The organism is Bifidobacterium sp. H6bp9 (assembly GCF_032193695.1).
Lineage (GTDB): Bacteria > Actinomycetota > Actinomycetes > Actinomycetales > Bifidobacteriaceae > Bombiscardovia > Bombiscardovia kimbladii.
Genome location: NZ_JASTZY010000001.1, coordinates 92,257 through 115,292 on the forward strand (window position 1 = coordinate 92,257; position 23,036 = coordinate 115,292).

Consider the following 23,036-nt stretch of genomic DNA (forward strand, 5'->3'; position numbering starts at 1 on the left):
TTACAGGTTTTCAGACTCACTTGACCTTACGGATCATCATGATAAAGAAGGTCCCCGCCAGCAGGCAGACGATGGCGACGGGGAAGATCATCCTATAGCCGCCAAAGATGCCGATAACCAGAGTGGTGCACCCGGGGGCGATCACCTGGCCTATGGTATTGGCCAGGTTGAGGATGCCCAGGTCCTTGCCGGCCTCCTTGGCATTCGGCAGCACATCGACATTCAACGCCTGATCCACTGACATGTAGCAGCCGTTGCCGATTCCAGCCAGGGCGGCATAAATGTACATGCCCGTTGCGGTCGGCATCAGGAAGGGGAAAACCATCCCGAGAGCAATGATCAGACAGCTGATGGCCACGATCACTTTCCGCTTCTGCAGGAAGTCCGAGAGAGGGCCTGAGACCACAGCGGCCAGGATGGTGGTGATTACCGAGAGCAGAGCCATGACCTTGAGTGTGGATGCAGCCTGGTCATCACTCAAGCGGCAGTACTTCTGCAGAATGTAGAGTTGGTAGCCCTGGATCATGTAACAGCCGACGATGAAAGTGAACCTGCCCAGAAGCGCCATGTAGAAGTCCCGGCTGTTCTTGGTGGGCGGTATGAAGGACCGGCCGACATCAGCCCAGGTGCGCTCCACGACTGTGTTGGCTGCCGACTTCTCCCGGGGCCAGATCAGCACGGTGAGGATCCCGGAGAAGAGGAAGATGATCATGCCGACTACCAGGCCGGTGCGAATGTTGGTCAGAAACGAGCTTCCAATAACTGTCCCCAGCTGCTGACCGACTACCTGGCTGGCTCCATACAGTGCCGAATAGGTTCCCCTGGTTGACTCAGGGATCCTGTCGGAGAGGACCGCCACCGCCGGGGCTATCAGACAGTTGATGCCCACCTGGACAATGCACCAGCCAAAGATGATCATGACCAGCGTGTGGGACTGGATGACCATCAGGAATCCCAGGGCGCCGATAATGCCGCCCAGCACGATCCAAGGGGTGCGCTTGCCGACTCGGAACCTGGACATATCCGAGAGAGCGCCGAAAACAATATTGGCCACCAGGGCGAATACGCAGCCGATCGAATTCATCGTCCCCAGAGCCGCTTCGGCGCTGACCCCGTGCAGGGTATTGAAGATCTGAGGCAGAAGAACCCCTGACCCCATGGAAAAGGGCGCTGCCCAGAGCAGGGATACCATGGCGAACCCGATGGCGAAACGGACCTTCTCCTTGCTGTTGAGCCTTCTGCCGGTATCAGGAGCCAGGCTCGCATCCATGCCCTGGCCTGCGACAGCGCCTCCGGCCTCATCCGCAGAGGCCATGGCTTTGATGCCCTCCCCTACTCGATTACCGACCCCCTCAGCCAGGTCTCCCCTTCGATCATTATTTCCGTTCCCCATCATCAATGCTCCTTCGTGTGCAACCTTGCAATCAGTGGCTCATCATTGAGCCCCACCAATCTCCCCCTTCCATGACGGGTGATCATTCCGAATTCATTATCGGAGCAAACCAGGCAAGAGGAGGGTTTTCATCACAGCATTTTTTCGATAGCTGAGACGACTGAACCTACATTTCGGCGGAATTCCAAGGTTTCCGGAAGGAGCGACAGGGCCAGGTATCCGTTGCCTGGCATGTCGAAAAAGTATCCGGGCTGGCCAGTCAACCCGTAGGACCCAATCAGGCGGAGAATCAATTCCTCCTCGTCGATGACCTGGGGAAAGCGCAGCAGAACGTTCCAGCCTCCCTCGGGCCTGAGCAGGGAGACGCTGGACTGTTTTTGGCCCAATATCCGTCTAAGGCTTTCAAGATTGCCCCTGACGCGCTCCCCCACTCGGCTGGTCTGACTGGGAATATTTGCCAGCATGGCTTCCATATCCCTGGTGATCAGAAGACTCATGGGCAGGTAATCATCGGCTATCAGGTCGAGCTGGCGCTTGGCCTGGGCAACCTGGTCCGCTGGCCCGGAAACCTGGATCCAGCCCACCTTGGCATGGGGAGCTGCCAGGCTCTTCGAGAACCCGTCCAGGGCGAAGGTCAGCACCTGCTTCTCACCGGCCAACCGGGCACGACCCGGCAGGGGATCCAGCGGGTAGTCGAAGAAGACCTCGTCCGCAATGACGGCCACCCCATGCCGCTGACAGAGTTCCAGCAGCGACTGGCGTTCTTCCGGATGAATGTAGGAACCGGTGGGGTTGTTGGGGTTGATAAGGACCAGGGCACGGATATGGTCGCCATCCGGTCCCTCCAGGGCCTGCCTGACCGTCGCCAAGTCAAGGACCCAGGACCCGTCATAGGACAGGCGGTATGGGATTGTTCGAATGCACTCCAGACCGGCAATGGATTCGATCAGGGGATATCCGGGCCTGGGCTCCAGAATGGCATCACCCGGGTCGCAGAGGAGCTTCATCAGCCAGGAATAAGCCTCGGATGTCGATGAGAGCAGGTAGAGGTCATCAGGACTGACCACTCTACCGCCCTCGCTCTGGCCCAATCCCTGGCGCGCGGTCAGAAACTCAGCCAGGGCCTGGCGGGCCTTACCAGGCCCCCTCGGTTCCGCCTCATAGACTTGCGGCAGGAATGCCGGGGCCAGCCCGAAGCGGGTGGGATTGGAGTCGTTCAGCCTGCCCAGCTTGAGACCATGAGCTCGGGCTTCCGACTCGGCCAGAGCAATGCGATTGGGGCGGTCAGACCCTGTTCGGCGGGAAAAATGCACGATTCTTCAGCCCCTCATCCGATCCAACACCCGCATGAACGCTCCATGCAGGATGGCCGCAGGGAAAGCCCTGCTTCACCCCAGGTGCTTTTGCCGAAGGTCAGCCAGATAGGCGGCGCCTACGATGCCGGCCTGGTTGCGCAGCTTGGCAGCTACGATGGGGGTCTTGATGTCGATGTGGGGCAGGAACTTCTCGCTCATCCGGCTGACACCGCCGCCGACGACGAAGAAGTCAGGGTTGAAATAGTGCTCAAGCAGGCGGTAGTACTTGGTCAGACGATTGGCCCACTTCTTGTAGCTCAGCTTCTTGCGGTCACGCACCGACGAGGCTGCGTACTTCTCTGCGTCCTTGCCGTCCAGCGTCAGGTGGCCCAGCTCGCTGTTGGGAATCAGCACGCCGTTATAAATCAGCGCCGTGCCGATTCCGGTGCCCAGTGTGGTGGCGATGACCAGACCCTTCTGGCCCTTGGCAGCCCCGTACTGCACCTCGGCGAGACCGGCCGCATCCGCGTCGTTGACAACGCTGACAGGCCTGCCGCAGGCCTTGGAAAGAACCTCTTGGACATTGGTACCTACCCAGGCCTGGTCCAAGTTGGCCATGAAATCCAGCGGCTTGTCAGGCTTGACAGGGGCCGGGAAGGCGATGCCCACAGGCACGTCCGAGGAAACTTCGAAGCGGTCCAAAAGCTCCTTGACGACAACCCCCACAGCCTCCGGCGTGGAGTGCTCGGGAGTGAGAATTTTCTTGCGAGGCTCTGCAAAATCCCCGATCGTCAGGTCGACAGGGGCAGCCTTGATGCCGGATCCACCAATATCCACTCCGAAAGCCTGCGCTGTTTCAATCATTGCTGCTCCTTAGCTGATCAAAGATGAGGGTCCGAACCGGCACGGTAGCGATTGTACCCCAAGGCATGCCTCTGCAAGCCCTGGGAGCGGCATAAGCCAACCCAGGGCAGTCTCGCTGGCCGTGTGCTGCAGACTGCGGGAAGAAGGATTGGGTGGGATAATTGAAGTTATGACCGAACATACACAGCTCATCGACGCAGTCAACGTGCGCATCACCACTAGAGAATATGACGCCAAGCCCATCGATCCCGACCTAGCCAGGCAGCTGGGCAGCACCCTGAACGCTCTGAACACGTTGAGCGGTCTGGACATGCAGCTGGTCCTGGGCAAGCCCGACGCCTTCGCGGCCGACAACGCCTCCGGCCATCTGGCCAATGCGGCCAACTACCTGGCCCTGGTCGGACCCAAGGACGATCAGGAGAGCCTGGAGAAAGCCGGCTTTTATGGCGAGCGCATGGTCCTTGCCGCCACCCTGTACGGACTGGGGACAGGATGGGTGTCGGGCAGCTGGGACCGTCAGGCAGCCGAGCGCCACTGCCGGATCACCCCCAGTCAGTCGCTCTATCTGGTAGTAACCATCGGCTATCCGGCCGACCAGATCGGCTACGGCAACCAGGACTTTGCCATGCTTTGCCAACGTCAAGCCGAACATCGAACATCCAAGAGCTATGAGGAATTGACCTCAGCCATGAGCGTGCAGGACCGCCAGGATGCGCCGGAATGGTTCAAGGCCGGCGTTGCAGCCGCCGCCAAGGCACCTTCGGCTATGAACGGACAGCCCGTGGTTTTCGCATGGGACAAGGACTCAGGCGATGCGATCACCACTTTGGATCCCTCGGTCGCTTACGGATCCGCGGTCGATCTGGGCATAGCCAAAATGAACTTCCAGATTGGCGCCGGCGGCGGCACTTGGACCTGGGGCGAGGGAGGCCGTTTCATCAGGTCCTGACCATGGATGTGCCCTAGTGCCCCGGCAAGGGGGCCGTGTAGGGTGATGAACTATGAACAATGGAGCATCATCATCACAATCCGCCGCTGAACCGAGCACTGAAGCAGGTTCGGCAACCCTTTACCTGACCCGTCACGGCAGAACGACGGCCAATGTCATGCATCTGATGCAGGGCTGGTCCGATTTCCCTCTCACCCGGCAAGGCCGCGAGGACGTGCGCCAGTTCGGCCGGGGTCTGCGGCCCATTCGTTTCCGGGCGGCATGGAGCGGCAATCTGAGCCGCCAGTATGAAACGGCCCGCCTGGCCCTCGACATGTCCGGCAATGGAGACCTGCGTGTGGGCGTGGATCCCGACCTGCGTGAGGACAATTTCGGCAGTTTCGAGGGCCGGGACGAGCGCACCACCCTGGACCAGGTCTGCGCCGCCATGGGTTTTAAGGACTTCGTTACGGCCAAGGCAACCTACGGCAGGAACATCTCCGTCCATATGCAGGACACCTTCCATCGGCTGGATGCCCAGGACGTCCTTTCCGCCGGACTTGAGGAACAGGATCGGGCTGAGACCACCGCCCAGGTCCGCAGCAGGATGATCGCGGTGCTGACGCGCATCGCCCAGTCCGCCATCGAAGAGGGCGGCGGACCGGTCCTGGTGGTCTCCTCGGGCATGTGCCTGCAACAGTTCCTAGTGGCCATCGATGACCGCTGCCCCATCCCTGACATGGACAACACCGCAGTCACCAAGGTCGTCTACGAGGATGGCGGTTTCCATCTGGCAGGGCCTATCGGTTCCATGGAGTACTTCCAGGCAGGAAGTCAGGAAAAGTAGCAGGCAAAACTTTCAGGCGCCATGTATTTCCCTGGCTGGTTGGCCCTTGAGGGGCTCCATGGGCCTCCAGTCGGGATCGTGCAATATCTGGCGCGAATCCACCCATCCCTTCAGGATGGCAGGGATACCAGTCATGATGTGACTGCGATCAACAGCCAGAAGGCGGATGATTTCCTTGAGAGCTGTTGCCAGGGTCCCCAGGGCGAAAGCCAGAGGCCGATAGTCCCCATGGACCATGAAATACCTGGCCATAAAACCTCGGTTGCGCATGATGTGGTAGCGATTCATATCCGAGGTGGAATTGAGCTGGCGCACCCCGGCGATGTTCCAGTTGGCGATGTTGCGAGTCCGACGCATGACTACATCGGACACGACCACAGGCTGTGTGACCTTGGATGCCAGATATCCATAGATGGTGTCATCCCAATAGATGAAGAAGCGCGGGTCAGGCAGACCGATTTGCTCCACAACCTGCCGGGAGAAGAACCCTCCTTCAAAGCACATGGTGTTCATGGGACGACAGCCCGATGGGCCGAACTCCCCTGGTGCTATCGGGTCTGGAATGCCCAAGGCGGTAAGAAAATGATACTGCCAATAGAAGGGGCCGCCATCATAATCCAGCCGGGAACCCTGCACCACCTGATAGCGTTCACTCCACTTAGCCAGCAGGTCAAGTCCTTCGGGCTCCACTGCAACGTCATCATCCATGACCCAGAACCACTTGGCCCCCAGCTCGTATGCCTTGCGCACCCCAGCGGAGAAGCCTCCCGCGCCGCCGCCATTGTGGTCCTGTGGCAGATAAACGACACGATCCTGATTGCCGGAGCCGTCGATGATGGTCCTGCCCCAACGTCCTGTCACACGTTCTGAGAACTGCTCGACCATGGTTCGCGTGTCTGCCGAATTCTCGTTATCCACCACCACGATCCGCCAGGGGGCCTGGGTGAGCCGGAGGATGGAGTCGAACAGGCCTGTCAGCAATTCCTGACGCTTATAGGTTACGACGACCATAGCCGCCTTATTCAAGGTCTTTCCCATGCTCTCCATTGTGACACCGCCCCGCAACTTTGCTTACTGAAGCAAAATCCTCCTAGTAAGTTCAGCCTTCTTCCACCTTCCTGGATCGCAGGCTACACACCCAGGATGTGAACACCGCCACCAGCAGCAGAACCACAGTCACCAGAAGGAACCGGCCGACGAGCACAGGGGTCAGAGCCATAGACATGCCAGCCTGGACAAAACTCAAGGCAATACAGCCCTCGACAATGGCGATCCCCAGCAGCGCCATCACTGCACCGCCCGCCACATCGGTCAGTGTCTCTATCATTCCCGACCAGGCTATTGACCTCCAGGCCACCCCGATCTGATTGAGCCGCTGGTTCTGCCGCTTGCGCTCCCAAGCCGAAATGGCGATGGACTGCATCATGAAAATTAGGGCAAGAATGGTCCCGCCGACGATCATGACCGTCATGGCCGTCTGCCCGGACAAGCCTCGTTGAATGAAGTCATCTATATACTCTTGCCTGGTCTGCACCGCGAAATCGCCCTGGAGGCCACTCTTCAGACGGGAGGTAATCCCGTGCGCATCAGTCGGATTGACAGCCGATATGGGAATGATCGTATGTGCGTCTTCACCCAATTGAGGCAGGTCACCCTCCGCCGTCAGAAGCAGAGGATAGTTATTGCCTGCAGATAGTTCTGGAATGCCCTCAGGCGACTGAACAAGGGCAACGACCCGCACCTCATGCGGTTGATCATGGCGATCAAGAAGACGAACGGTGTCGCCTATGGAATAGGAGGAATCCTGATTCACAGCGACGCGGTCTGAACCGAGATCAGACGAATTCCCTTGGACAAAGGAGAAATGAATGCTCGGCGAACTCTGAACTTTCTGACCCTGCAGTTGCTCGGCAGGTTCCCATACCACCGTTGCCGTCTGGCCCGCTGATCCTTCCATAGCCCATTGCTGAGTCTGGTAGGTAACAAAGTCTCGAACCTCAGGCATCCCACCGATCAGATCGGATGGGTTGCGGCTTTGGGCATCCGAATCAAGGGAAGTAGCCATAACATCGGCCTTCAGCGGATATAGGCTCAGAACCGCCCCTCCGATGGAGCCAGCCTGCATGGCTACCACAAGGGAAATGACGATGGTCAGGATCATCATGGCGGGGAGGGCTATAGCGGTTGAGCCTGCGCTCTCTTTTCGAGCACGCTGCAGGGCCAGAAGACCTGGCCCCCCGGCCACCTTCGCCGGGATCAGACCAATGACCGACACAGTCAGGACAACCAGGATCGGAGCCGCCAAGTAGACCGTAGTGATGACAAGAATGACCTCGAGCATAATACGCAGGTCCAGGGTCATAGAAGGCAATGGGGCGAACCCGACCACCAAGGTCAGGATCAGGAAGACCAGGGCTGCCGAAGAACGAATCCATCCGATCCGCTTGGTTTTGTCACTGGTCTCCGTCATGAGCTGGAGCGGAGCTGCCCCGCCCACCTTGCGCATAGCCATCCATACTCCCAACAGGCAGGCGACCATCATCATGATGAAGGTGACAACTGCAATGGAAGGTCGAATCCGCGGTGTGAAAACCATGCCACTGTCGCTGAACTCGGCAGAGCGCGCGTAAAACCGTCCAACTGGTATGGTCAGGAGAGATCCGACCAGGCAGCCAATGAGATTCGAGAGGGCCAGGGGGATCGAGAATTCCAAGATACCTATGATCAGGATCCTCCTGCGCGAGGCTCCGTTCAACCGCATCATTGCATACTCGCGTCGGCGTTCATGAATCAGAAAAGTGACCGACGAGAGGACCAAAAAGACCGACACCAGCAGGCAGCAAGCCAGCGCCGGAATAGTGACCATGGAGAGATTTGAATAAGGTACCTTGGCTTGGAGACGCTGGTAGGTGTTCAACCTATTCAGATCGCCGATATTGTCAAAGGACTTTCCCGCTTGGTAGACCTGCATGGTCGAAGAGGTCAGCAGGGATGCCAGGAAGGTGGATAGACCCATGACCGCGTACGATGCTCGATGCTTCCTGATCAGGGACAAGACCAAGGAGAACAGGGTCGGTCGACTGATCGAGGAGAATGCATGCAGGGAATCCCGTCCGGGAACTTCTCCTCTTCCTGCTTGGCCTTTACCCGCATGCATCATCGTCCTACCCCCTGGCCGACCTGAGTCATGCTGGTCAGGTGAGTGGACAGCTGCTCGGCCGTATATCCTTGGCATATCGAATGCACTGTGCCGTCCACCAAGAAGACCGTGCGCTGCGCCCAGGCCGCCACATTGGGGTCATGGGTCACCATGAGCACGGTCCGTCCGCTCTCCACCAAGGTCGAAAGGGCATCCAGAACCATTTCCGAGCTGCGCGTATCCAGTGCCCCGGTGGGCTCGTCCGCGAAAATCATATCTGGCTGGGCGACCAGCGCTCTGGCAATGGCCACGCGTTGCCTTTGACCGCCAGATATGTCAGACGGATATTGCTGTGCATACCCATCTAGACCCAAAATCTTCAAGGCCTGCAGCGATTGGGCGACACCAACTTTGGGACCGCCGAAGAGCTGGGGCAGCATGACGTTCTGCAAGCAGGTGAAGGCCTCGACCAGGTTGTAATCCTGAAAAACGAAACCGATATGGTCGCGGCGCATCCTGGTTAGGGCGGACTCCTTCATCCTGGCTATGTTCTGGCCGGCTATCTCGACCGATCCCTGCTGTACTGGCAAGAGCCCTGAGGCGCAATAAAGCAAGGTGGTTTTCCCCGCTCCGGAAGGACCCATAACTGCGGTCCAAGATCCTGTCGAGCATTCCAGGCCGACTTGGTCTATTCCAGCTTCACCAGCCTTGTAATGGAAGGATACCCCCTCCATTTTCAGTGGCAGTTCATTCATTGATCTTCCTTTCATTCAGATCGCCTAGGCAACAAAGCTTTCTGGCCGACCACCAGCAAAGACAAAGGGTCAAAACCAGCAGTCCCAGGATCAGGTAGAGCTCAATGCCGGGCAATGGCACAATCCGAGTCACCACACTGCCAATACAGCATGGATCCACGAGAAGCCAGGCGACAAAGACATGAACGGCCAGCAACACCACCGGGACTGCAAGCAAGACCAAGCGTGTGTAGGTCCTGCAGTGCATGGAAATCCAGAGAACCAAGAGAAAAACAAGAAAGGCGGACCCCAGGCAGAGCAATACGAACACAGCCAGATACTCCCCCAAGGACCAGGTGAACCAAGGCAATGCATGTCCATCAAAAACCGAAAGATCCTGCAAACCCGCGATCTTGGGCACCCACATCAGGAATGATCCCGCTGCCACCATGAGCATCATCAGCAGGCCCGCACAGACCATGGCGAACACCTGCAGCCCAGGCAAGATGCGTCCGGTCCGTGTCGTCAACTGCGTCTGCCGGACCCCATGGACCTGGTCTTTAACAAGGCGTGGGGCCACGACAACCAAGGCTGCCAGAAGCGGGACCAGATAAACTGAAAGTCTGAAGTTGCTCTGAGTGTAGTCCAGTAATTCAGGAGCGGCCAGGCCCATACCCGCCCTGCACTGTCCACTTAAGATGTCAAGCCGCTTCGTCACCGATTCGGGCAGTTCGATGCCATTACTACCGCCCTTACGCAACTGTTTCTCAGCTCTTGCGGTCAGGGCTTCCCGGTTGCATCCACGATAGGCATCCATGACATCATGGCAATGAACAAGCCGACGATAGCTAGGCAAGGCATTGATGCGGCCGGTCAGTTTGCCCCGGTCTGTATTCAGTACTGAAGGATTTGTCCAGCGCGAGCTCTCGACCGAATCGACCAGGTCCCTGGCCGACTGATAATTCTTGACGCCCAGTTGAACAGCCTGAGGACCAAGTGCCATCAGATCTTTGGATACCACCGGTTCAAGTCTGTCAGCCTCACGCTTGAATCCAGTAATGGTGGACTGACTGACATACGGTCCGTAGCTAGCTAGGTCATGATGGGCTTCGTCAGTGGGAATTTGGTCATACATAGCTAGATTCATACAGAAAACGAATCCAAGAGACAGACTGAGCACCACCCAAAAAGAGGTACCCAGAAGATGCCGCATCTCGTTCCTGATCACCATCCATCTCATTGAAGACATCCCTGGCAAGAAATAAGATTGCGAGCCCGATTCGGCGGGGTATGCTGCATCGCTACTCCTCGTCCCCATAGATCACCAGGAAGGCATCCTCCAAGTTGGCAGGAACAGCCTGGCCCTGGGACGGCGGCTCAGGTGAGTAAATTCTGAGCCGGGTCGCATCCCCATCCAGCTCGTCCTCAAGGAGCAGCTGCCCCTGCCCTAAGCGATAATCCGCAGGAACCAGGAATATTTTGCCTTCCAGCCAGCGGCTTATCTGCCTTGGGGACTGGTTGCAGCAGATCTGCCCATCCTTGAGCATGATGACCCGGTCGGCGATGGTCTCCAGGTCAGAGACGATATGAGTGGACAGGATAACGATCCGGTCGCGCGAAAGAGCATGGACCAGGTTGCGGAAGCGGACACGTTCCCGTGGATCCAAACCAGCGGTCGGCTCGTCCAAAATCATCAGTTCCGGGTCGTTGATCATGGCCTGTGCCAGCCCCACGCGCTGAATCATGCCCCCAGAGAGCGTCTTCATCTTCTGCTTACCCTGGTCTTTAAGCCCCACGGTCTTCAGGAGATCTTTCGCCAGGGACTTGGCCCGTTTCCGGCCGATCCCCTGAAGGGCTGCTATGTACATCAAAAAATCTTCAGCGCTGTAGTCTGGGTAATAGCCGAATTTTTGGGGCAGATACCCCAAGAGGCCGCGATAGTCCTCGTCCATAACCATGATGTCCTGCCCGTTCCAAGTGATGTTTCCCGAATCCGGGCGGATCAGGGTGGCGATCATTTGGATCAGCGTGGTCTTGCCTGCTCCGTTAGGCGCGAGAAGCCCATGGACGCCGGTTCCAATGGAGAGGCTCAGATCGTTGATAACCCGCTTGTTCCTGAAGCTCTTTGACACATGGTCCAAGTGCAGCACGAAACTCACCGTCCTTTCACACTAAACATGTAAGATTCCGCCCTCATGCCGTCGCCAGTCTTTTCATATGCCATGCTCGCTTTGACAGAGGTGACCCTACGCAGCGTCCATGCAGAACAAGCAGGAAGATCGTCAGAAGAACAAGGCCCGTCGCTAGGCTCAGCGCCGGCGGAATAGAGACAAGGATGGGGGCGGTGGCGAATCGAGTCAGATAAAGAATCATACCGAGCACGATCCAGAGTCCCAGAACCAGACAGATGGACAGTTCTCCATGCATATGCTCCTCTACCCAGATCTGTGCCAGGGAAAAGAGAAAGAGGGAGGAGAAGCTGATCCCCAGAAGGGTCATGGTGGACAGCCCCGGATTGGTCGTCCACGCCAGCAAGACCGTGGCCAAGGATGAAATCATCATGCTGACCATGCCGAACAGAAGCATCCTGACTGCGGCTATCTGACGGAATGACCACCTGCAAGTTCTGATCAGATTCAGGGTATTCAGGTTCCGTTCCTTGAGCACGACCAAAAGGTGCACCACCAGGAAAAGAGCAGGCGAGCAGACGAATATGGGGACAACCAGACCGAAGGTTCTATCGACTCTGCTGGGCCAAGCAGTCTTCATGAAGGAGCCAAAGACGGTCGCCCAAACCGCCGCCGTCAGAATCAGGCCGATAAAGACGCAGTCCCAGAGGCCAAAGAGCAGGTTTCTCAGGCCTAGGGAACGGACCATGGCTACAAGGGTCCAGATCAGCCCAGGACGTCTTCCCATCCCTTTGCGTACAATTGTTTTTATGGATCGCTCGCGCATCCTGGAACTGCCGATCTGTGATTCAGCAAAATCATCGCGCTCAAGGTCGCTACCCTGAAGAGCCGCCAGAATGGGACGGATATCAGGTTCAGACCGATTCATGACCAAACTCCTTCCTCAAATTGTCCAAAAGTCGGTAATACCGAGCCTTGACCGTGTTTTCAGGCTCTCCGCAGGCCTCGGCAATCTGCGCGAACCCATAGCCGGCATACAGATGGAGACGCAAAACTTCCTGCGCCGGGACCGGAGCCTGTGAGATCTTGTCTTCAATCCGACCAACTAGGTCGTCCTTGAAGGTCTGGTCGGCAGGGTCGTCATGTTGATCGTGGCCGGATGCCACAAATACTTGCGCCTCCTGCCGCTGCCGCCTGCGGCGGATCCGCCAGTAATCAATGACCTTGTAGGTTGCGATGCGGTGGATCCAGGTACGGAAGCTGGACTTGTGCGGATCGTAGCTGCCCAAAGACCGCAGAATGGCAACAAAGGCATCCTGGGCAAGGTTCAGCGACTCCTCCTTATCGCCTACCTGAGCTCGGATGTAGGCCAGGATGTCGTCGTAGTACTTGCGAACTAGGTCATCGGCTGCGCGAAAGGACCTAGTTGACAGTATGTTTCTGATCCATTCCAGGTCCTCTGCCTGGGATTGGCCACCATCAGCGTCTCCGTCACTGGTTTGTCTGACCAAGGCCGGATGTATAGCTTCATCCGCAGGCAGCAGATGGTCACCCATCCTCGCCATGCTCCAGCCTCCTTGCAACATTGTGAACTTTCGACAACCTCATATTCGTTGTGCAGGCTGCAATAGTTGCATGGAAGGCGGTTTTATTTCCTTCCTGGCGTGTCTGGAAATGCACTAGCAGTGAGAAAGAATTGACCATTCCCAGGACCACAGCTATATTGAAATCGTCAGTTTCAGGGAAGGTGAAAGTCCTTACTGGCGGTATCCGGCTGAAGGCCGGGAGCCCGCGACCCGCGCAAGCGGTGGATATCGGTCGAAGTCCGAAGCCAACGGTTACAGTCCGGATGGAAGAAACGAGGCCCTCTATGAGCATGCCCAATTCTCATTCACACACCACTGCAAACAAGGACACGCGCTTCAACGATGTCCACTCCACAGGTGCAGGCGGTTCAGGACGCTGGTCGACCAAGCGGATCGCGGTCTACGCGCTCTTCGTAGCCTTGGCCATGGTTCTGAGCTTCTTCTCCTTCCCGATCTTTCCAGCCGCTCCCTGGCTCAAATACGACCCCTCTGGCATCGTCGTCCTGGTATGCGGCTTCGCCTTCGGCCCGGCGGCTGCCGCCATTATCTCCATACTGGGATTCGTCCCGCACCTGTTCACCAACCCCTTCGGCGCTCTGATCTCGATGATCGTGGCCCTGGCCCTGAGCGTGCCGGCAGCCTTGGTCTACCGCAGGATGCACAGCCGTAAGGGAGCGGTCATCGGGATCGTCTCCGGCGCCATTCTGGGTGTGATTGCAGCCATCCTGTGCAACGTGGTGATCACCCCCTTCTACGCGCACATGTCCATGGCCAAGGTGGTCGCCATGATCGTGCCGATCCTCCTGCCCTTCAACCTGATGAAGTTCGCCATCCACGGCGTGGTCACCTTCCTGATCTACAAGCCCATCTCCACACTGATCAACAAGTAGGCCCCGGCGGTTCGGAACGTCATGGCAGCACCCATGACCCAATCCGCCGTCTTGGATTCAGCGGATTCGAAGACAACGGTCGCCCGCCTGGACCAGGTCTCCTTCTCCTATGACGGAGGCGAGACCTGGGCCTTGGACCACCTGTGCATGGAAGTGCATGCAGGCGAACATCTGTGCATCCTGGGAGCGAATGGCTCCGGCAAATCCACGCTGGGAAGCATTCTCTCGGGCGCGACGGCACCTGACCACGGCCAGGTCGAGCTTATGGGCCGAGCGGTCTGCTCCGACACCCAGGATCAGGGCCGCCAGATCGACGCTGAGGCTTACCGGCAGGCACGGCGGAGCATCGGTATGGTCTTTCAGAACCCTGAGGACCAGATCGTGACCACCGTCGTCCAGGACGATGTGGCTTTCGGACCCGAGAATCTGGGCCTGCCCCGCCAGAAGATGCTCTCCTGCGTTCCAGCGGCCCTGGAACAGGTCGACTTGCAGACGCGGATGAATGATGATCCCACCCGCATGTCGGGCGGACAGCAGCAACGACTGGCCCTGGCCGGCAGCCTGGCCATGAATCCAGGCATGATGGTGCTGGACGAGCCAGGTGCCATGCTCGATGCGGGCGGCCGACAGGAGATTCAATCAATCCTCTGCCGGCTGACAGCCCAGGGCACAGCTGTCGTCCACATCACCCACCTGCTCGAGCAAGCCGGACAGGCTGATCGGGTCCTGGTACTTGACCATGGGCGCATCGTGGCCTCCGGAAGACCTGATCAGATTCTGACCAGGCAGGATCTGCCTGCCCTTGTTGGCGAAGCTGACCAGAATTCGCTGACCCAAAGCAGGGCATCGGATACGGGCGCAAAGACCGCAGTCGATGACCACGCTATCCCCATGGTCAAGTTCTCGGATGTCTCTTACAGCTTTCCTGACGCAGGCAGCAAAGCCCTCAGCCAGGTGAATCTGGAGCTCGCTGGAGGACAGACCCTAGCCATTATTGGGCGCAACGGATCCGGCAAGTCAACTCTGGCCAGGCTCATCTGTGCCCTGGCAGATCCCGACAGCGGATCCATCCAGGTGGCCGGCCTGCCCCTGGCCGGACCCGACCGGCCCAAGGCCAAGCATCTGCGACGCCAGAATCTGAAGCTTCTGCGCCAAAGGGTCGGCTATGTCATGCAATACCCCGAACATCAGCTTTTTGCGGATACTGTTAGTCAGGACATCGCCTATGGTCCACACAACCTGGGCTATGGGCCCGAACAGGTGCAGCAGCGGGTGGATGATGCCATGAAGCTTCTGGGCATCGGTGATCTGGCCGACCGCTCCCCCTTCGACCTCTCGGGGGGTCAGCGGCGCCTGGTGGCCATCGCCGGCGTCGTAGCCTGCAGCCCGCAACTGCTGGTTTTGGACGAGGTCACCGCCAGTCTCGACCCCCAGGCCTGCGCACGAATTATGGCATTGCTTCGAGTGCTCCATCAGCGCGGCGTCACCATCGTCATGAGCACCCACGCCGATCGCGAGGCCCTGGATCTGGCCGACCAGACCCTGCTCCTGGAGCATGGAGAAACGCTAGCCTATGGGCCTACTGCCGAAGTCGTGGAGCGCTACCATCAGCTGCTCGCCACAGATGCAGCAGAGAAGGAGGCTGCTGGCAAAGCAACTTCAGGCAGAAAAGCGGATCGCACCCAAGCCGACCAGAAACCCTTATCCTTGCTGGCGAGGCTGGACCCGCGAGCCAAGCTGGTGACCTTCCTCCTAGCCATGTTCACCGCTTTCGCCATTTCCACGCCTGCGCAGCTCGTTCTGGCGCTGGTGGTCACTGTAGGCCTCTTTGCCGCCGCCCGGGCACCACTGCATTCCATTATGAAATCAGTCAAGGGCTTTCTGGCCCTCATGCTTCTGCTGGCCCTGTTCAATCTCTTGGTCACTCAGACCGGCCGCAGACTGGCTGCCTGGGGTCCATTCGTGCTGACCACCGGCGGCATTTGGGTGGCTGTACTCTATGCCTGCCGCTTCATGCTGATCATCTTTCTGGGGGCACTCCTGGTGGAGACCACCACCCCGACACAGATGACCGATGCTTGTGAATCCCTGCTGAGCCCACTGTCCAGGCTGGGCATCCACACCAATGAAATCGCCCTGGTCCTTTCACTGGCTCTGCGCTTCATCCCTACCCTAGGACGTGAGGTTCAGGCCATCGTGGAAGCCCAGGCAGCCCGTGGCGGATCCATCGAGTCCGGCTCGCTCTCGCAACGCCTGCATGCGGCCATGGCTATCACGGTTCCCGTCTTCGCCGGAGCCCTGCGCCACGCTGACAACCTGAGCCGGGCCCTGGATGCCCGGTGCTATGAGGGCAGCCGTCAAGAGCGCACCCACTACCGCCTGCTGCGACTAGGCAGGATGGACAGTCTGTTCATCGCTTTCATGGCTCTCTATCTGCTGGCCCTGCTGCTGCATCCTTTGTTCTGAGCAGTTCGTACTCGCGAGCAGAAGCACATGCCGTTGTTCCTGACTCTGCCAAGCAGACAATTTTGCTACCGACCAGATTGGGTCCCCGCTGATCTGCCATCTATGCGATCAGCGGGGACCTAACCTGTTATCAGTAAGCCCAAGGGCAAGTGTTGAATGCATCTACCTCAATCCTGGATGATCCTCCTCTCCTGGCTGGAGAGCATGGCCTGGTCTAAGAGTTCCAGAACATGAACGCTGTCAGCCAGGGGAACCGGATTGTCGGCCTTGCCCTGGAGGAAGTCACGCCAGCCCTCATAGAATGCCGGCTGCCAGCCCCGAACGGCCGGGAGTATATGCTCCTCACCCTCCCTGTCGATATAGCAGGCAGTGGGGTCAGACATGACACCGAAGTGCGGATCATCAATCCGCATGCCTGCCTTGAGCTGGTCTTCCTCAGGGTCCTGATCGTTGATCTGCAAGGACCCCAGTGTTCCCTGAACAGTCAGTCGGGGTTGCCGTGTGGATTGTACAAGACCACCGACAATATGCGAGATAATGCCCTGCTGATGGGTAGCAGCAATGAAGAAATCATCAGGCACGACTGCATTTTCTCTTTGGGTGGACACTTCACCATAAATCGAGGTGACCGGGCCAAAGAGCTGCACAACCTGATCCAGAATGTGAGCGCCAAGGTCAAAGAGCGCTCCCCTGGGCTGGTCATGCGTCTTCTGCTCGCGCCAGCCCGTTTCCACACTGGGGCGGAAAGATCCGTACCTGGATTCGACACGTATGATACGGCCCAGGTCCAATTCCTTCAGGTACTTGCTGGCTGTCAGAATTTCTGCATCATAGCGTCGATTCTGAAAGGCCGCCGCAGGTGTACCGGTAACCTGAGCCACCTCAAGGATCTTGTTCGCCTCCTGGCTGGAACCGGCCACCGGCTTGTCAATGACTACAGGCTTGCCGGCCTGCATGACCCGGGCGGCAAACTCCAGATGAGTATCATCAGGGGTGCCTATGCTGACTGCATCGTAACGATCAATATCCTTGAAAAAATTCTCGTTACTGTCATAGACCCGAGCCCGCGGGTAGAGCTGGTGAACCTGGGCTGTAGCTCGCTCGTTATGTGTTACTACAGCCGACAGTTCCAGCCCCTCGGTCTGATCAATCATGTTGGCGTGAAAGACCCGCCCCACAAAGCCAAAGCCTATAAGGGCAATCTTGAGATTGTGATTTTGCTCTTGCACCATGATTTATTCCTTCCGCACCCTTCCACGGTTGTCAGACGGCAGAGGGGACTTATACACCGAGATGCTCTCTCAAGTACCGACGTGCAGTAAGAGCGCTCTTCAGCGGGTCAGCCTTGGCTGGGTCCTGCTCGGCCTCTACCATGAACCAACCGTGGTAACCCCCATCAAGCAGGGGCTGGAGAACCTTCTTAAAGTCGGTGACCCCATCCCCTGGCACGGTGAACACACCCTCCAAGATGGCCTGGAGGAAGCTCAGCTTCTCGTCCTTGACGCGCTGAAGGACATCAGGCCGAATATCCTTCAGGTGGACGTGTCCGACCCTCGAAGCGTAGCGCCTCACGATGTCAACCGGATCCTCCCCCGAAAAGAGCAAATGGCCCACATCGACCAAGAGCTTTACCTTGTCAGGGTCAGTCCCTTCCATCAGGCGGTCAATCTCGCTGGTGGTCTGCACACCCGTGCCCATATGGTGATGGTAGGAAATCTCCATACCCACGTCATGGGCCAGATCTCCGAATCGGTCAAGGCCACGGGTCAGTTGATCCCATTGCTGGCTGGTATATTCAGGCTTGCCTTCGAAGATCGGTGTATGCATTTGGCCCTGAATGGTATTGCCCTGTTCAGCTACATTGATCATCTTGGCACCCAAGGCGTGGAGATAGTCGCGGAAGGCGATGAAACTCCGCTCGTTCTCCTCCCAGGTTTGCGTAGTCAGATAGGCGCTGAACCAGGCACTGGCAATGCTGATCCCCCGCATCTGAAGCTGCTCCTTCAAAACATTGGGATCCTTGGGGTACTTGTTGCCAATTTCAGTGCCTTCAAACCCGGCCAGAGCGACTTCGCTCAAAATCTGCTGATAGGGAGTTTCGCCACCCAGCTCGGGCATGTCGTCATTGGTCCAACTGATCGGAGCCATGCCCACGCGAATTGCCGTATTCTTGTTTGTCATCATTTCACCCAATCATTCGTCTGCCTGAAGCTACTTGATCATGATGGTCAGCAGGTTTTTCATGGTCTGGGCCACCATGCCCATTTCATGCTCGTTGGCCCTGTCGGAAAACATCTCGGAGCAATACCAGCCGTCATAGCCTGTGGCCTTGATTGCATCAATCCACTCCTGCAGGGGGATGCACCCGCCACCATTGACCACATTGCGGTGCACATCCTGGTTGGGGACCTCCCGGCCCCTGTCGATTTCCAACCCGTCAGAGACATGGACAGCGGTGATGATCTCCGGCGGTATCCTGGCTACGTCCTCCAGCGTGTCACCGGCAGTCCAGAAGTGCCAGGTATCCACGGTGATGCCGAAGTTGTCCCGGTTGACCTTATCAACAATTTGCAGCAACTGGGAGCATCGGCTGATTGGAGCCCAGCAGAGAGGCTCCAGGTAGATGCCCAGCCCGTACTGCTTGGCGATGTCACAGGCCAGCTGAACATTGTGCGCTGTTACATCAATGGCCTCCTGCTCGCTTAGACCTAGGGGGCCACGCCAACGCGGATCGTCTGCAGCCAGCTTGCCGGCATTGTAATCCATGACCACTTTCCAATCCACTGGATCCGTGCACATTTGAACGGCTGGAGCACCGATGACCTGGGCTATCTGGCACATCCTTTCAACCTCTTTAAGGTACTCTGCCCGGTCTTCTTCAGTCCTCCTGGTGATTGCCTGAATAGCCCCCAGTCCGCTGACCGGAAAACCATCCAGGATTTCAGCTGCATCCTTGGCGGTATAGCCCTGATCAAGAAAACGGTAGAGCTTTGGGCTCTGCATCTCTATGCCGTCGAAGCCGGCCTCCTTGGCAAAGCGTATGTCATCATAGACATTGCCGTAGAAGGTGGTAGTTACGTTCATTGATAATCGTGCCATCATTGACTCCTTTGTTGTGGTGGCTCGGCGCAGGCTTTTCCTGCAACCGTGAGGCTTCCATTGAAATTCTGGAAACCTACGCTTCCTTGATTAATTGTTCGATGGTCTGACGTTGATACACAGAAGTATCATGGGCGGTCTCGTCCTCGGCGAAGACGTTGGAGACGATCAGGGAATCCTCCCTGTCCAGGAAGCCGTTGGTCTTGAGCGCTTGGAAGAGATCCTTGAAATCCACATCCCCGTCGCCCACCTTCAGATGCTGGTGGACCCGTGCGTTGGTCCCTGGAGGATTGGAGATATAGCGCAAGCCGTGTGAACGGTTATGGTCATAAGCATCGGAAATGTAGACCGAACGCAGCTTGGTAGATTCCGCCTGGGTGATCTCGTGCACTGCATTCCCGTAGTGGAAGGTGTGCGAGGACACGTAGACGGAACCGACCAGGTCTGAGTTGAGGCCGCGCAGTACGCGATGCGCATCCATGCCATTTTCCACAAAATCATACGGATGGGGGTCAAAGTTTATCACAATCCCCTCCCGCTCAAGCAAGGGTAGGATCTCCTCCATGGTCGAGTAGAAGCCGGCCTCCGACTCCTCATAGCGCTCGGGGATGCCGCTGAACTCGCTGTTGATGGTATGAATGCCCAAGATGGCCGCAATCTCGATTGCCCGCTTCCAATTCCGCACAGCCCACTGACGTTCCCGCTCGTCCGGCCATGAGGTCCGGTAGACGGGCAGCAGGGAGACCAGTTCGACGCCGGCGTTCTTGCAGGCCTTGGCCAGATCGTGGACCAGTTCGTCATCAGCCTTAGGGTGGGTGTAGAAGGGCAGGAAGTCATCATGCGGGGCCAACTGCATGTACCGGTAGCCTGCATCAGCCACAGCCTGCGGCAGTTCCAGCAGTTTGCAGTCGTAATAGAAGGGGGTGGGGTCAAGTGCAATCTTCATAAGTATCAGCTTCTTCCTTTTGCCCGCTTACAGGCGGGCGATAATATCCTGAGCAACTTCTTGCGTGGACCTTGACCTGCTTGCATTGGCAGCAACGTCTTCTTCTACGGCCCGCTGGATGCGTTCAGCAGCCTGGTCATACCCGAAGTGCTCCAGCAGCATGGCTCCAGACAGGATCGAGGCCGTCGGATTGGCGATCCCCTTGCCAGCGATGTCAGGCGCCGAACCGTGAATGGGCTCGAACATCGAGGGGTGTTCGTCAGTGACGTTGATATTGGCTGAGGCCGAGTATCCAATGCCGCCAACCACGGCCCCCGCCTCATCGGTGAGCACGTCGCCAAAGAGGTTGTCGGTGACGATGACGTCGAATCGCGAAGGATCCGTCACCAGAAAGATTGTGCAGGCGTCCGCATGCAGATAGTCCCAGGTCACATCGGGGTAATCCTGCGCCACCTTATCCATGATGTCGAGCCAGAGGGCACCGGCATGGGGCAGGACATTGGTCTTGTTGACCATGGTCACATTGCGCTTGCCCCCACGCTTACGCGCTAAATCAAAGGCATAACGTACCGCCCGCTCGACGCCGAAAGCCGTGTTGAGGGAGGTCTCGGTAGCAATGGCCTGGTCAGTGCCCCGACGAACGTACCCTCCCATTCCCGAGTAAAGGCCTTCAGTCCCTTCCCTGACCACGGCGAAGTCGATCTGTCCTGGATTCTTCAGCGGCGAGCTTACACCTGGATAAAGTTTGGTCGGTCTTAGATTGACAGCCTGGTCAAAGCTGAACCTGAGTTTGAGCAAGAGACCTCGCTCCAGAATCCCCGAACGGACTCGAGGGTCGCCCACAGCCCCTAGGAGGATGGCATCCTGCTGCCCGATGGATTCCAGATCCTCATCATTGAGCAGGGTGCCGTCACGCAGATATCGCTCAGCCCCCAGGTCATAGTCCACGTAGTTCAGCCTTACCTGGTCGCCGACGGCTTTGCCCATGACCGCCTGGGTCTGCGGAGTAACCTCCCTGCCGATGCCATCTCCCGGGATAACCGCTATATTGATTATCTTCCCTACGTCACTGTCTGCCATATGCTTAACCTACCATTATCATTTTCTAATGTACGTAATCAATATTTATGAGTAAATTGTGAGAATTCCTAATAATTCTACGATAGTATTCCGAATATCAGATTTATATTCTCAGAATTTACTTTTGTCCCTCCATTGGGAGACGAGGGTCAAGAGGGACTGATTCTACGGCTTGGTAGATCCAGTTCTGCCCGGGGTCAATGGTGACCTTCCAGTCACGCTCTCCACCTCCCGCCATGACATTGAGATAGTAGAGGTCGAAGCCAGGGGCTGCAATGGAGGGGCCGTGCCAGCCGTACGGTATCAAGACCGTGTCACCCGGCTGTATCTGAGTGAGAATATCAAGCGGCCTCTCGTCCGAGGCAGACGCACCCTGATAGCCAAAGGGCCTCACCCCCTCTGGAGCCCCCGGCAGGGGCTGCATGTCGAAGTAGTATATTTCCTCCAAAGCAGTCTCATCCGGACCGGCCTGATCATGCTTATGCACCGGGTAGGAGGACCAGGACCCGCTCGGGGTGATGACTTCACAGACCAGAAGGCGTTCGGCCTGGATATTATCCATCATTCCAAAGTTCCTGGCCTCGCGGGAGATAGGCCCATTGCCGCGCAGGGCGACGTCGACATCCTGCGCTGGAACAAGCTGGTCCGGGAAATGGGTTGTGGCAGGCGCCGTGGCAACCGCCACCCGGCCAGCCTGGACTGCTCGAATGGCCAAGGGGCTGTCACAGCCGATATAGACCGTATCTGTGGGGGTGCTAAACACGTCATGACGACCACGAAGGTGATAGGTACCCCTGGGAGAGGTCACATCATAGGAACCGCTCAAGGGCACCACCATACGTTCCCAGGCTCCGGCAGGCAGACTCACCTGCTCCCCCTGGTTCAGCCTAGCAACCTGCAGACCCGCATATTGCCAGCCCGGTACCGCCTGGCTGTCCTGCACACCCAGAGAAACTTCCCAGTCTCCCTGTGATGCACTTCCCTTGGGGTATACCCATCGTGTCATATTCATCCCTCCATTGTCTTTTCGACTATATCGGCTGTGTGCTTGGCTCGTGCCCGGCCTGCTTGGTTCTATTGGGCTGAGACGAACTCCTTCAAGGTAGCCGTGACCAGGGAGTGGTCATAGATCGAGGGCAACCCGGAGACGGCTGTAACCCCAAACACCAGACCACTAGGCAGAAGCAACGGGAAGGCTCCGCCATGAGCCGCAAAGTCGTGAGTATTCCTCCGGGAGGTCAGGTCGAAGTCCTCCTCCTTCTGCTGGAAGTCAGTGCCCACATAGAGTGAGGCATGGCCGTAAGCAAGCACCACATTGCCCTTGCGCTCAGCCCAGGCATCGTTGTCTTCTGCAGCCCCTGGAATGGCCGCGTGAAAAGCCCGTTGCCTGCCCAGGCGTATATCGATGGCGACCGGCAACTGCAGGCGGTGGGCTGCAGCGTAGATGGCGCTGCCTACCTCCCAGGCATCATCCACGCTAAAGTCGCTGAATCGCAGTTCCTTCTCCTGAGACTCGATAAACTGTTTACGCTCGGCAAGCTTGCCCTCGTTGGCATCGAATATTGCCTTGTACTCGTTATACCTTTTCACTACGGCATCAACTGAAATCTGTTTCATTATTACTCCTTTGTATTTATCTG

At 57.5% G+C, this 23,036-nt stretch carries 21 protein-coding genes and 1 riboswitch; of the genes, 4 read left to right on the plus strand and 17 right to left on the minus strand.

All coding sequences use genetic code 11. The features are described from left to right. Positions 1–16: 16 nt before the first annotated feature. The 3 genes from QRX40_RS00320 to ppgK all read right to left on the minus strand — a co-directional run bounded on the left by QRX40_RS00320 (position 17) and on the right by ppgK (position 3,552). Complete coding sequence (locus QRX40_RS00320; protein ID WP_313835525.1) at positions 17–1,393, minus strand: MFS transporter; 1,377 nt, start codon at positions 1,391–1,393, stop codon at positions 17–19. Between the two features lie 131 nt (positions 1,394–1,524). Next, positions 1,525–2,706, minus strand: a complete 1,182-nt coding sequence (locus QRX40_RS00325; RefSeq protein WP_313835526.1) for a pyridoxal phosphate-dependent aminotransferase — start codon at positions 2,704–2,706, stop codon at positions 1,525–1,527. A 75-nt stretch (positions 2,707–2,781) separates the two neighbouring features. Next, a complete protein-coding gene (gene ppgK, locus QRX40_RS00330) occupies positions 2,782–3,552 on the minus strand; it encodes a polyphosphate--glucose phosphotransferase (protein WP_024626544.1) in 771 nt (256 codons plus the stop codon). A 169-nt stretch (positions 3,553–3,721) separates the two neighbouring features. Between ppgK and QRX40_RS00335 the strand changes: the two genes are divergently transcribed. Both QRX40_RS00335 and QRX40_RS00340 read left to right on the plus strand, forming a co-directional pair. Then, positions 3,722–4,501 carry a nitroreductase family protein gene (locus tag QRX40_RS00335; protein WP_313835528.1) on the plus strand — a complete coding sequence of 260 codons (780 nt, stop codon included), beginning with the start codon at positions 3,722–3,724 and terminating at the stop codon, positions 4,499–4,501. Positions 4,502–4,553: 52 nt separating this feature from the next. Next, positions 4,554–5,327, plus strand: coding sequence for a histidine phosphatase family protein (locus tag QRX40_RS00340; protein ID WP_313835529.1), 774 nt, complete (start codon positions 4,554–4,556; stop codon positions 5,325–5,327). Positions 5,328–5,339: 12 nt separating this feature from the next. Here the strand turns inward: QRX40_RS00340 and QRX40_RS00345 are convergent, their stop codons facing one another. The 7 genes from QRX40_RS00345 to QRX40_RS00375 form a co-directional block, all read right to left on the minus strand. Next, complete coding sequence (locus QRX40_RS00345) at positions 5,340–6,374, minus strand: glycosyltransferase (protein WP_313835530.1); 1,035 nt, start codon at positions 6,372–6,374, stop codon at positions 5,340–5,342. Positions 6,375–6,426: 52 nt separating this feature from the next. Beyond that, entirely contained in the window at positions 6,427–8,343 is a 1,917-nt protein-coding gene (locus tag QRX40_RS00350) for an ABC transporter permease (RefSeq protein WP_313835532.1), read from the minus strand. Between the two features lie 140 nt (positions 8,344–8,483). Then, a complete protein-coding gene (locus tag QRX40_RS00355) occupies positions 8,484–9,236 on the minus strand; it encodes an ABC transporter ATP-binding protein (protein WP_313835534.1) in 753 nt (250 codons plus the stop codon). Then, the gene (locus QRX40_RS00360) at positions 9,214–10,431 is read right to left on the minus strand and encodes a hypothetical protein (RefSeq protein ID WP_313835536.1); all 1,218 of its coding nucleotides are present in this window, start codon (positions 10,429–10,431) and stop codon (positions 9,214–9,216) included. The genes QRX40_RS00355 and QRX40_RS00360 overlap by 23 nt, the downstream gene beginning before the upstream one ends. A gap of 70 nt (positions 10,432–10,501) precedes the next feature. After that, a complete protein-coding gene (locus tag QRX40_RS00365; protein WP_313835537.1) occupies positions 10,502–11,359 on the minus strand; it encodes an ABC transporter ATP-binding protein in 858 nt (285 codons plus the stop codon). 34 nt (positions 11,360–11,393) lie between these two features. Continuing rightward, positions 11,394–12,257, minus strand: coding sequence for a hypothetical protein (locus QRX40_RS00370; RefSeq protein WP_313835538.1), 864 nt, complete (start codon positions 12,255–12,257; stop codon positions 11,394–11,396). Next, positions 12,244–12,894: an RNA polymerase sigma factor gene (locus tag QRX40_RS00375; protein ID WP_180335432.1), complete on the minus strand. Its 651-nt coding sequence runs from the start codon at positions 12,892–12,894 to the stop codon at positions 12,244–12,246. Before QRX40_RS00375 ends, QRX40_RS00370 begins: the two co-directional genes overlap by 14 nt. Before the next feature lie 165 nt (positions 12,895–13,059). Continuing rightward, positions 13,060–13,194: riboswitch (FMN riboswitch) on the plus strand. Between QRX40_RS00375 and QRX40_RS00380 the strand changes: the two genes are divergently transcribed. Next, complete coding sequence (locus QRX40_RS00380; protein WP_045924627.1) at positions 13,179–13,805, plus strand: ECF transporter S component; 627 nt, start codon at positions 13,179–13,181, stop codon at positions 13,803–13,805. (Overlaps the previous riboswitch by 16 nt.) 33 nt (positions 13,806–13,838) lie before the next feature. Beyond that, entirely contained in the window at positions 13,839–16,271 is a 2,433-nt protein-coding gene (locus QRX40_RS00385) for an energy-coupling factor transporter ATPase (protein ID WP_313835543.1), read from the plus strand. 167 nt (positions 16,272–16,438) lie between these two features. Here the strand turns inward: QRX40_RS00385 and QRX40_RS00390 are convergent, their stop codons facing one another. The 7 genes from QRX40_RS00390 to QRX40_RS00420 form a co-directional block, all read right to left on the minus strand. Further along, a complete protein-coding gene (locus QRX40_RS00390) occupies positions 16,439–17,503 on the minus strand; it encodes a Gfo/Idh/MocA family oxidoreductase (protein WP_313835544.1) in 1,065 nt (354 codons plus the stop codon). A gap of 49 nt (positions 17,504–17,552) precedes the next feature. Next, complete coding sequence (iolE, locus tag QRX40_RS00395; protein ID WP_313835546.1) at positions 17,553–18,455, minus strand: myo-inosose-2 dehydratase; 903 nt, start codon at positions 18,453–18,455, stop codon at positions 17,553–17,555. Positions 18,456–18,482: 27 nt separating this feature from the next. Continuing rightward, the gene (locus QRX40_RS00400; protein ID WP_313835548.1) at positions 18,483–19,370 is read right to left on the minus strand and encodes a sugar phosphate isomerase/epimerase family protein; all 888 of its coding nucleotides are present in this window, start codon (positions 19,368–19,370) and stop codon (positions 18,483–18,485) included. A gap of 76 nt (positions 19,371–19,446) precedes the next feature. Continuing rightward, complete coding sequence (locus QRX40_RS00405; protein ID WP_313835550.1) at positions 19,447–20,316, minus strand: sugar phosphate isomerase/epimerase family protein; 870 nt, start codon at positions 20,314–20,316, stop codon at positions 19,447–19,449. 27 nt (positions 20,317–20,343) lie between these two features. After that, on the minus strand, positions 20,344–21,396 hold the full coding sequence (locus QRX40_RS00410; RefSeq protein ID WP_198230084.1) for a 3-isopropylmalate dehydrogenase: 1,053 nt from the start codon (positions 21,394–21,396) through the stop codon (positions 20,344–20,346). Between the two features lie 118 nt (positions 21,397–21,514). After that, positions 21,515–22,402 carry a 5-deoxy-glucuronate isomerase gene (gene iolB / locus QRX40_RS00415; protein WP_313835553.1) on the minus strand — a complete coding sequence of 296 codons (888 nt, stop codon included), beginning with the start codon at positions 22,400–22,402 and terminating at the stop codon, positions 21,515–21,517. 68 nt (positions 22,403–22,470) lie between these two features. Continuing rightward, positions 22,471–23,013, minus strand: coding sequence for a heme-degrading domain-containing protein (locus QRX40_RS00420; protein WP_313835554.1), 543 nt, complete (start codon positions 23,011–23,013; stop codon positions 22,471–22,473). Between the last annotated feature and the right edge of the window lie 23 nt (positions 23,014–23,036).

Coding starts and splice junctions, on each gene's coding strand:
- QRX40_RS00320 (WP_313835525.1), bottom strand. CDS start 1,393: ATGGGGAACGGAAATAATGATCGAAGGGGAGACCTGGCTGAGGGGGTC.
- ppgK (WP_024626544.1), bottom strand. CDS start 3,552: ATGATTGAAACAGCGCAGGCTTTCGGAGTGGATATTGGTGGATCCGGC.
- QRX40_RS00335 (WP_313835528.1), top strand. CDS start 3,722: ATGACCGAACATACACAGCTCATCGACGCAGTCAACGTGCGCATCACC.
- QRX40_RS00340 (WP_313835529.1), top strand. CDS start 4,554: ATGAACAATGGAGCATCATCATCACAATCCGCCGCTGAACCGAGCACT.
- QRX40_RS00345 (WP_313835530.1), bottom strand. CDS start 6,374: ATGGAGAGCATGGGAAAGACCTTGAATAAGGCGGCTATGGTCGTCGTA.
- QRX40_RS00350 (WP_313835532.1), bottom strand. CDS start 8,343: ATGGGTCTATCCACCTTCCTGGCATCCCTGCTGACCTCTTCGACCATG.
- QRX40_RS00355 (WP_313835534.1), bottom strand. CDS start 9,236: ATGAAAGGAAGATCAATGAATGAACTGCCACTGAAAATGGAGGGGGTA.
- QRX40_RS00360 (WP_313835536.1), bottom strand. CDS start 10,431: ATGGTGATCAGGAACGAGATGCGGCATCTTCTGGGTACCTCTTTTTGG.
- QRX40_RS00370 (WP_313835538.1), bottom strand. CDS start 12,257: ATGAATCGGTCTGAACCTGATATCCGTCCCATTCTGGCGGCTCTTCAG.
- QRX40_RS00375 (WP_180335432.1), bottom strand. CDS start 12,894: ATGGCGAGGATGGGTGACCATCTGCTGCCTGCGGATGAAGCTATACAT.
- QRX40_RS00380 (WP_045924627.1), top strand. CDS start 13,179: ATGGAAGAAACGAGGCCCTCTATGAGCATGCCCAATTCTCATTCACAC.
- QRX40_RS00385 (WP_313835543.1), top strand. CDS start 13,839: ATGACCCAATCCGCCGTCTTGGATTCAGCGGATTCGAAGACAACGGTC.
- QRX40_RS00390 (WP_313835544.1), bottom strand. CDS start 17,503: ATGGTGCAAGAGCAAAATCACAATCTCAAGATTGCCCTTATAGGCTTT.
- iolE (WP_313835546.1), bottom strand. CDS start 18,455: ATGATGACAAACAAGAATACGGCAATTCGCGTGGGCATGGCTCCGATC.
- QRX40_RS00400 (WP_313835548.1), bottom strand. CDS start 19,370: ATGGCACGATTATCAATGAACGTAACTACCACCTTCTACGGCAATGTC.
- QRX40_RS00405 (WP_313835550.1), bottom strand. CDS start 20,316: ATGAAGATTGCACTTGACCCCACCCCCTTCTATTACGACTGCAAACTG.
- QRX40_RS00410 (WP_198230084.1), bottom strand. CDS start 21,396: ATGGCAGACAGTGACGTAGGGAAGATAATCAATATAGCGGTTATCCCG.
- iolB (WP_313835553.1), bottom strand. CDS start 22,402: ATGACACGATGGGTATACCCCAAGGGAAGTGCATCACAGGGAGACTGG.
- QRX40_RS00420 (WP_313835554.1), bottom strand. CDS start 23,013: ATGAAACAGATTTCAGTTGATGCCGTAGTGAAAAGGTATAACGAGTAC.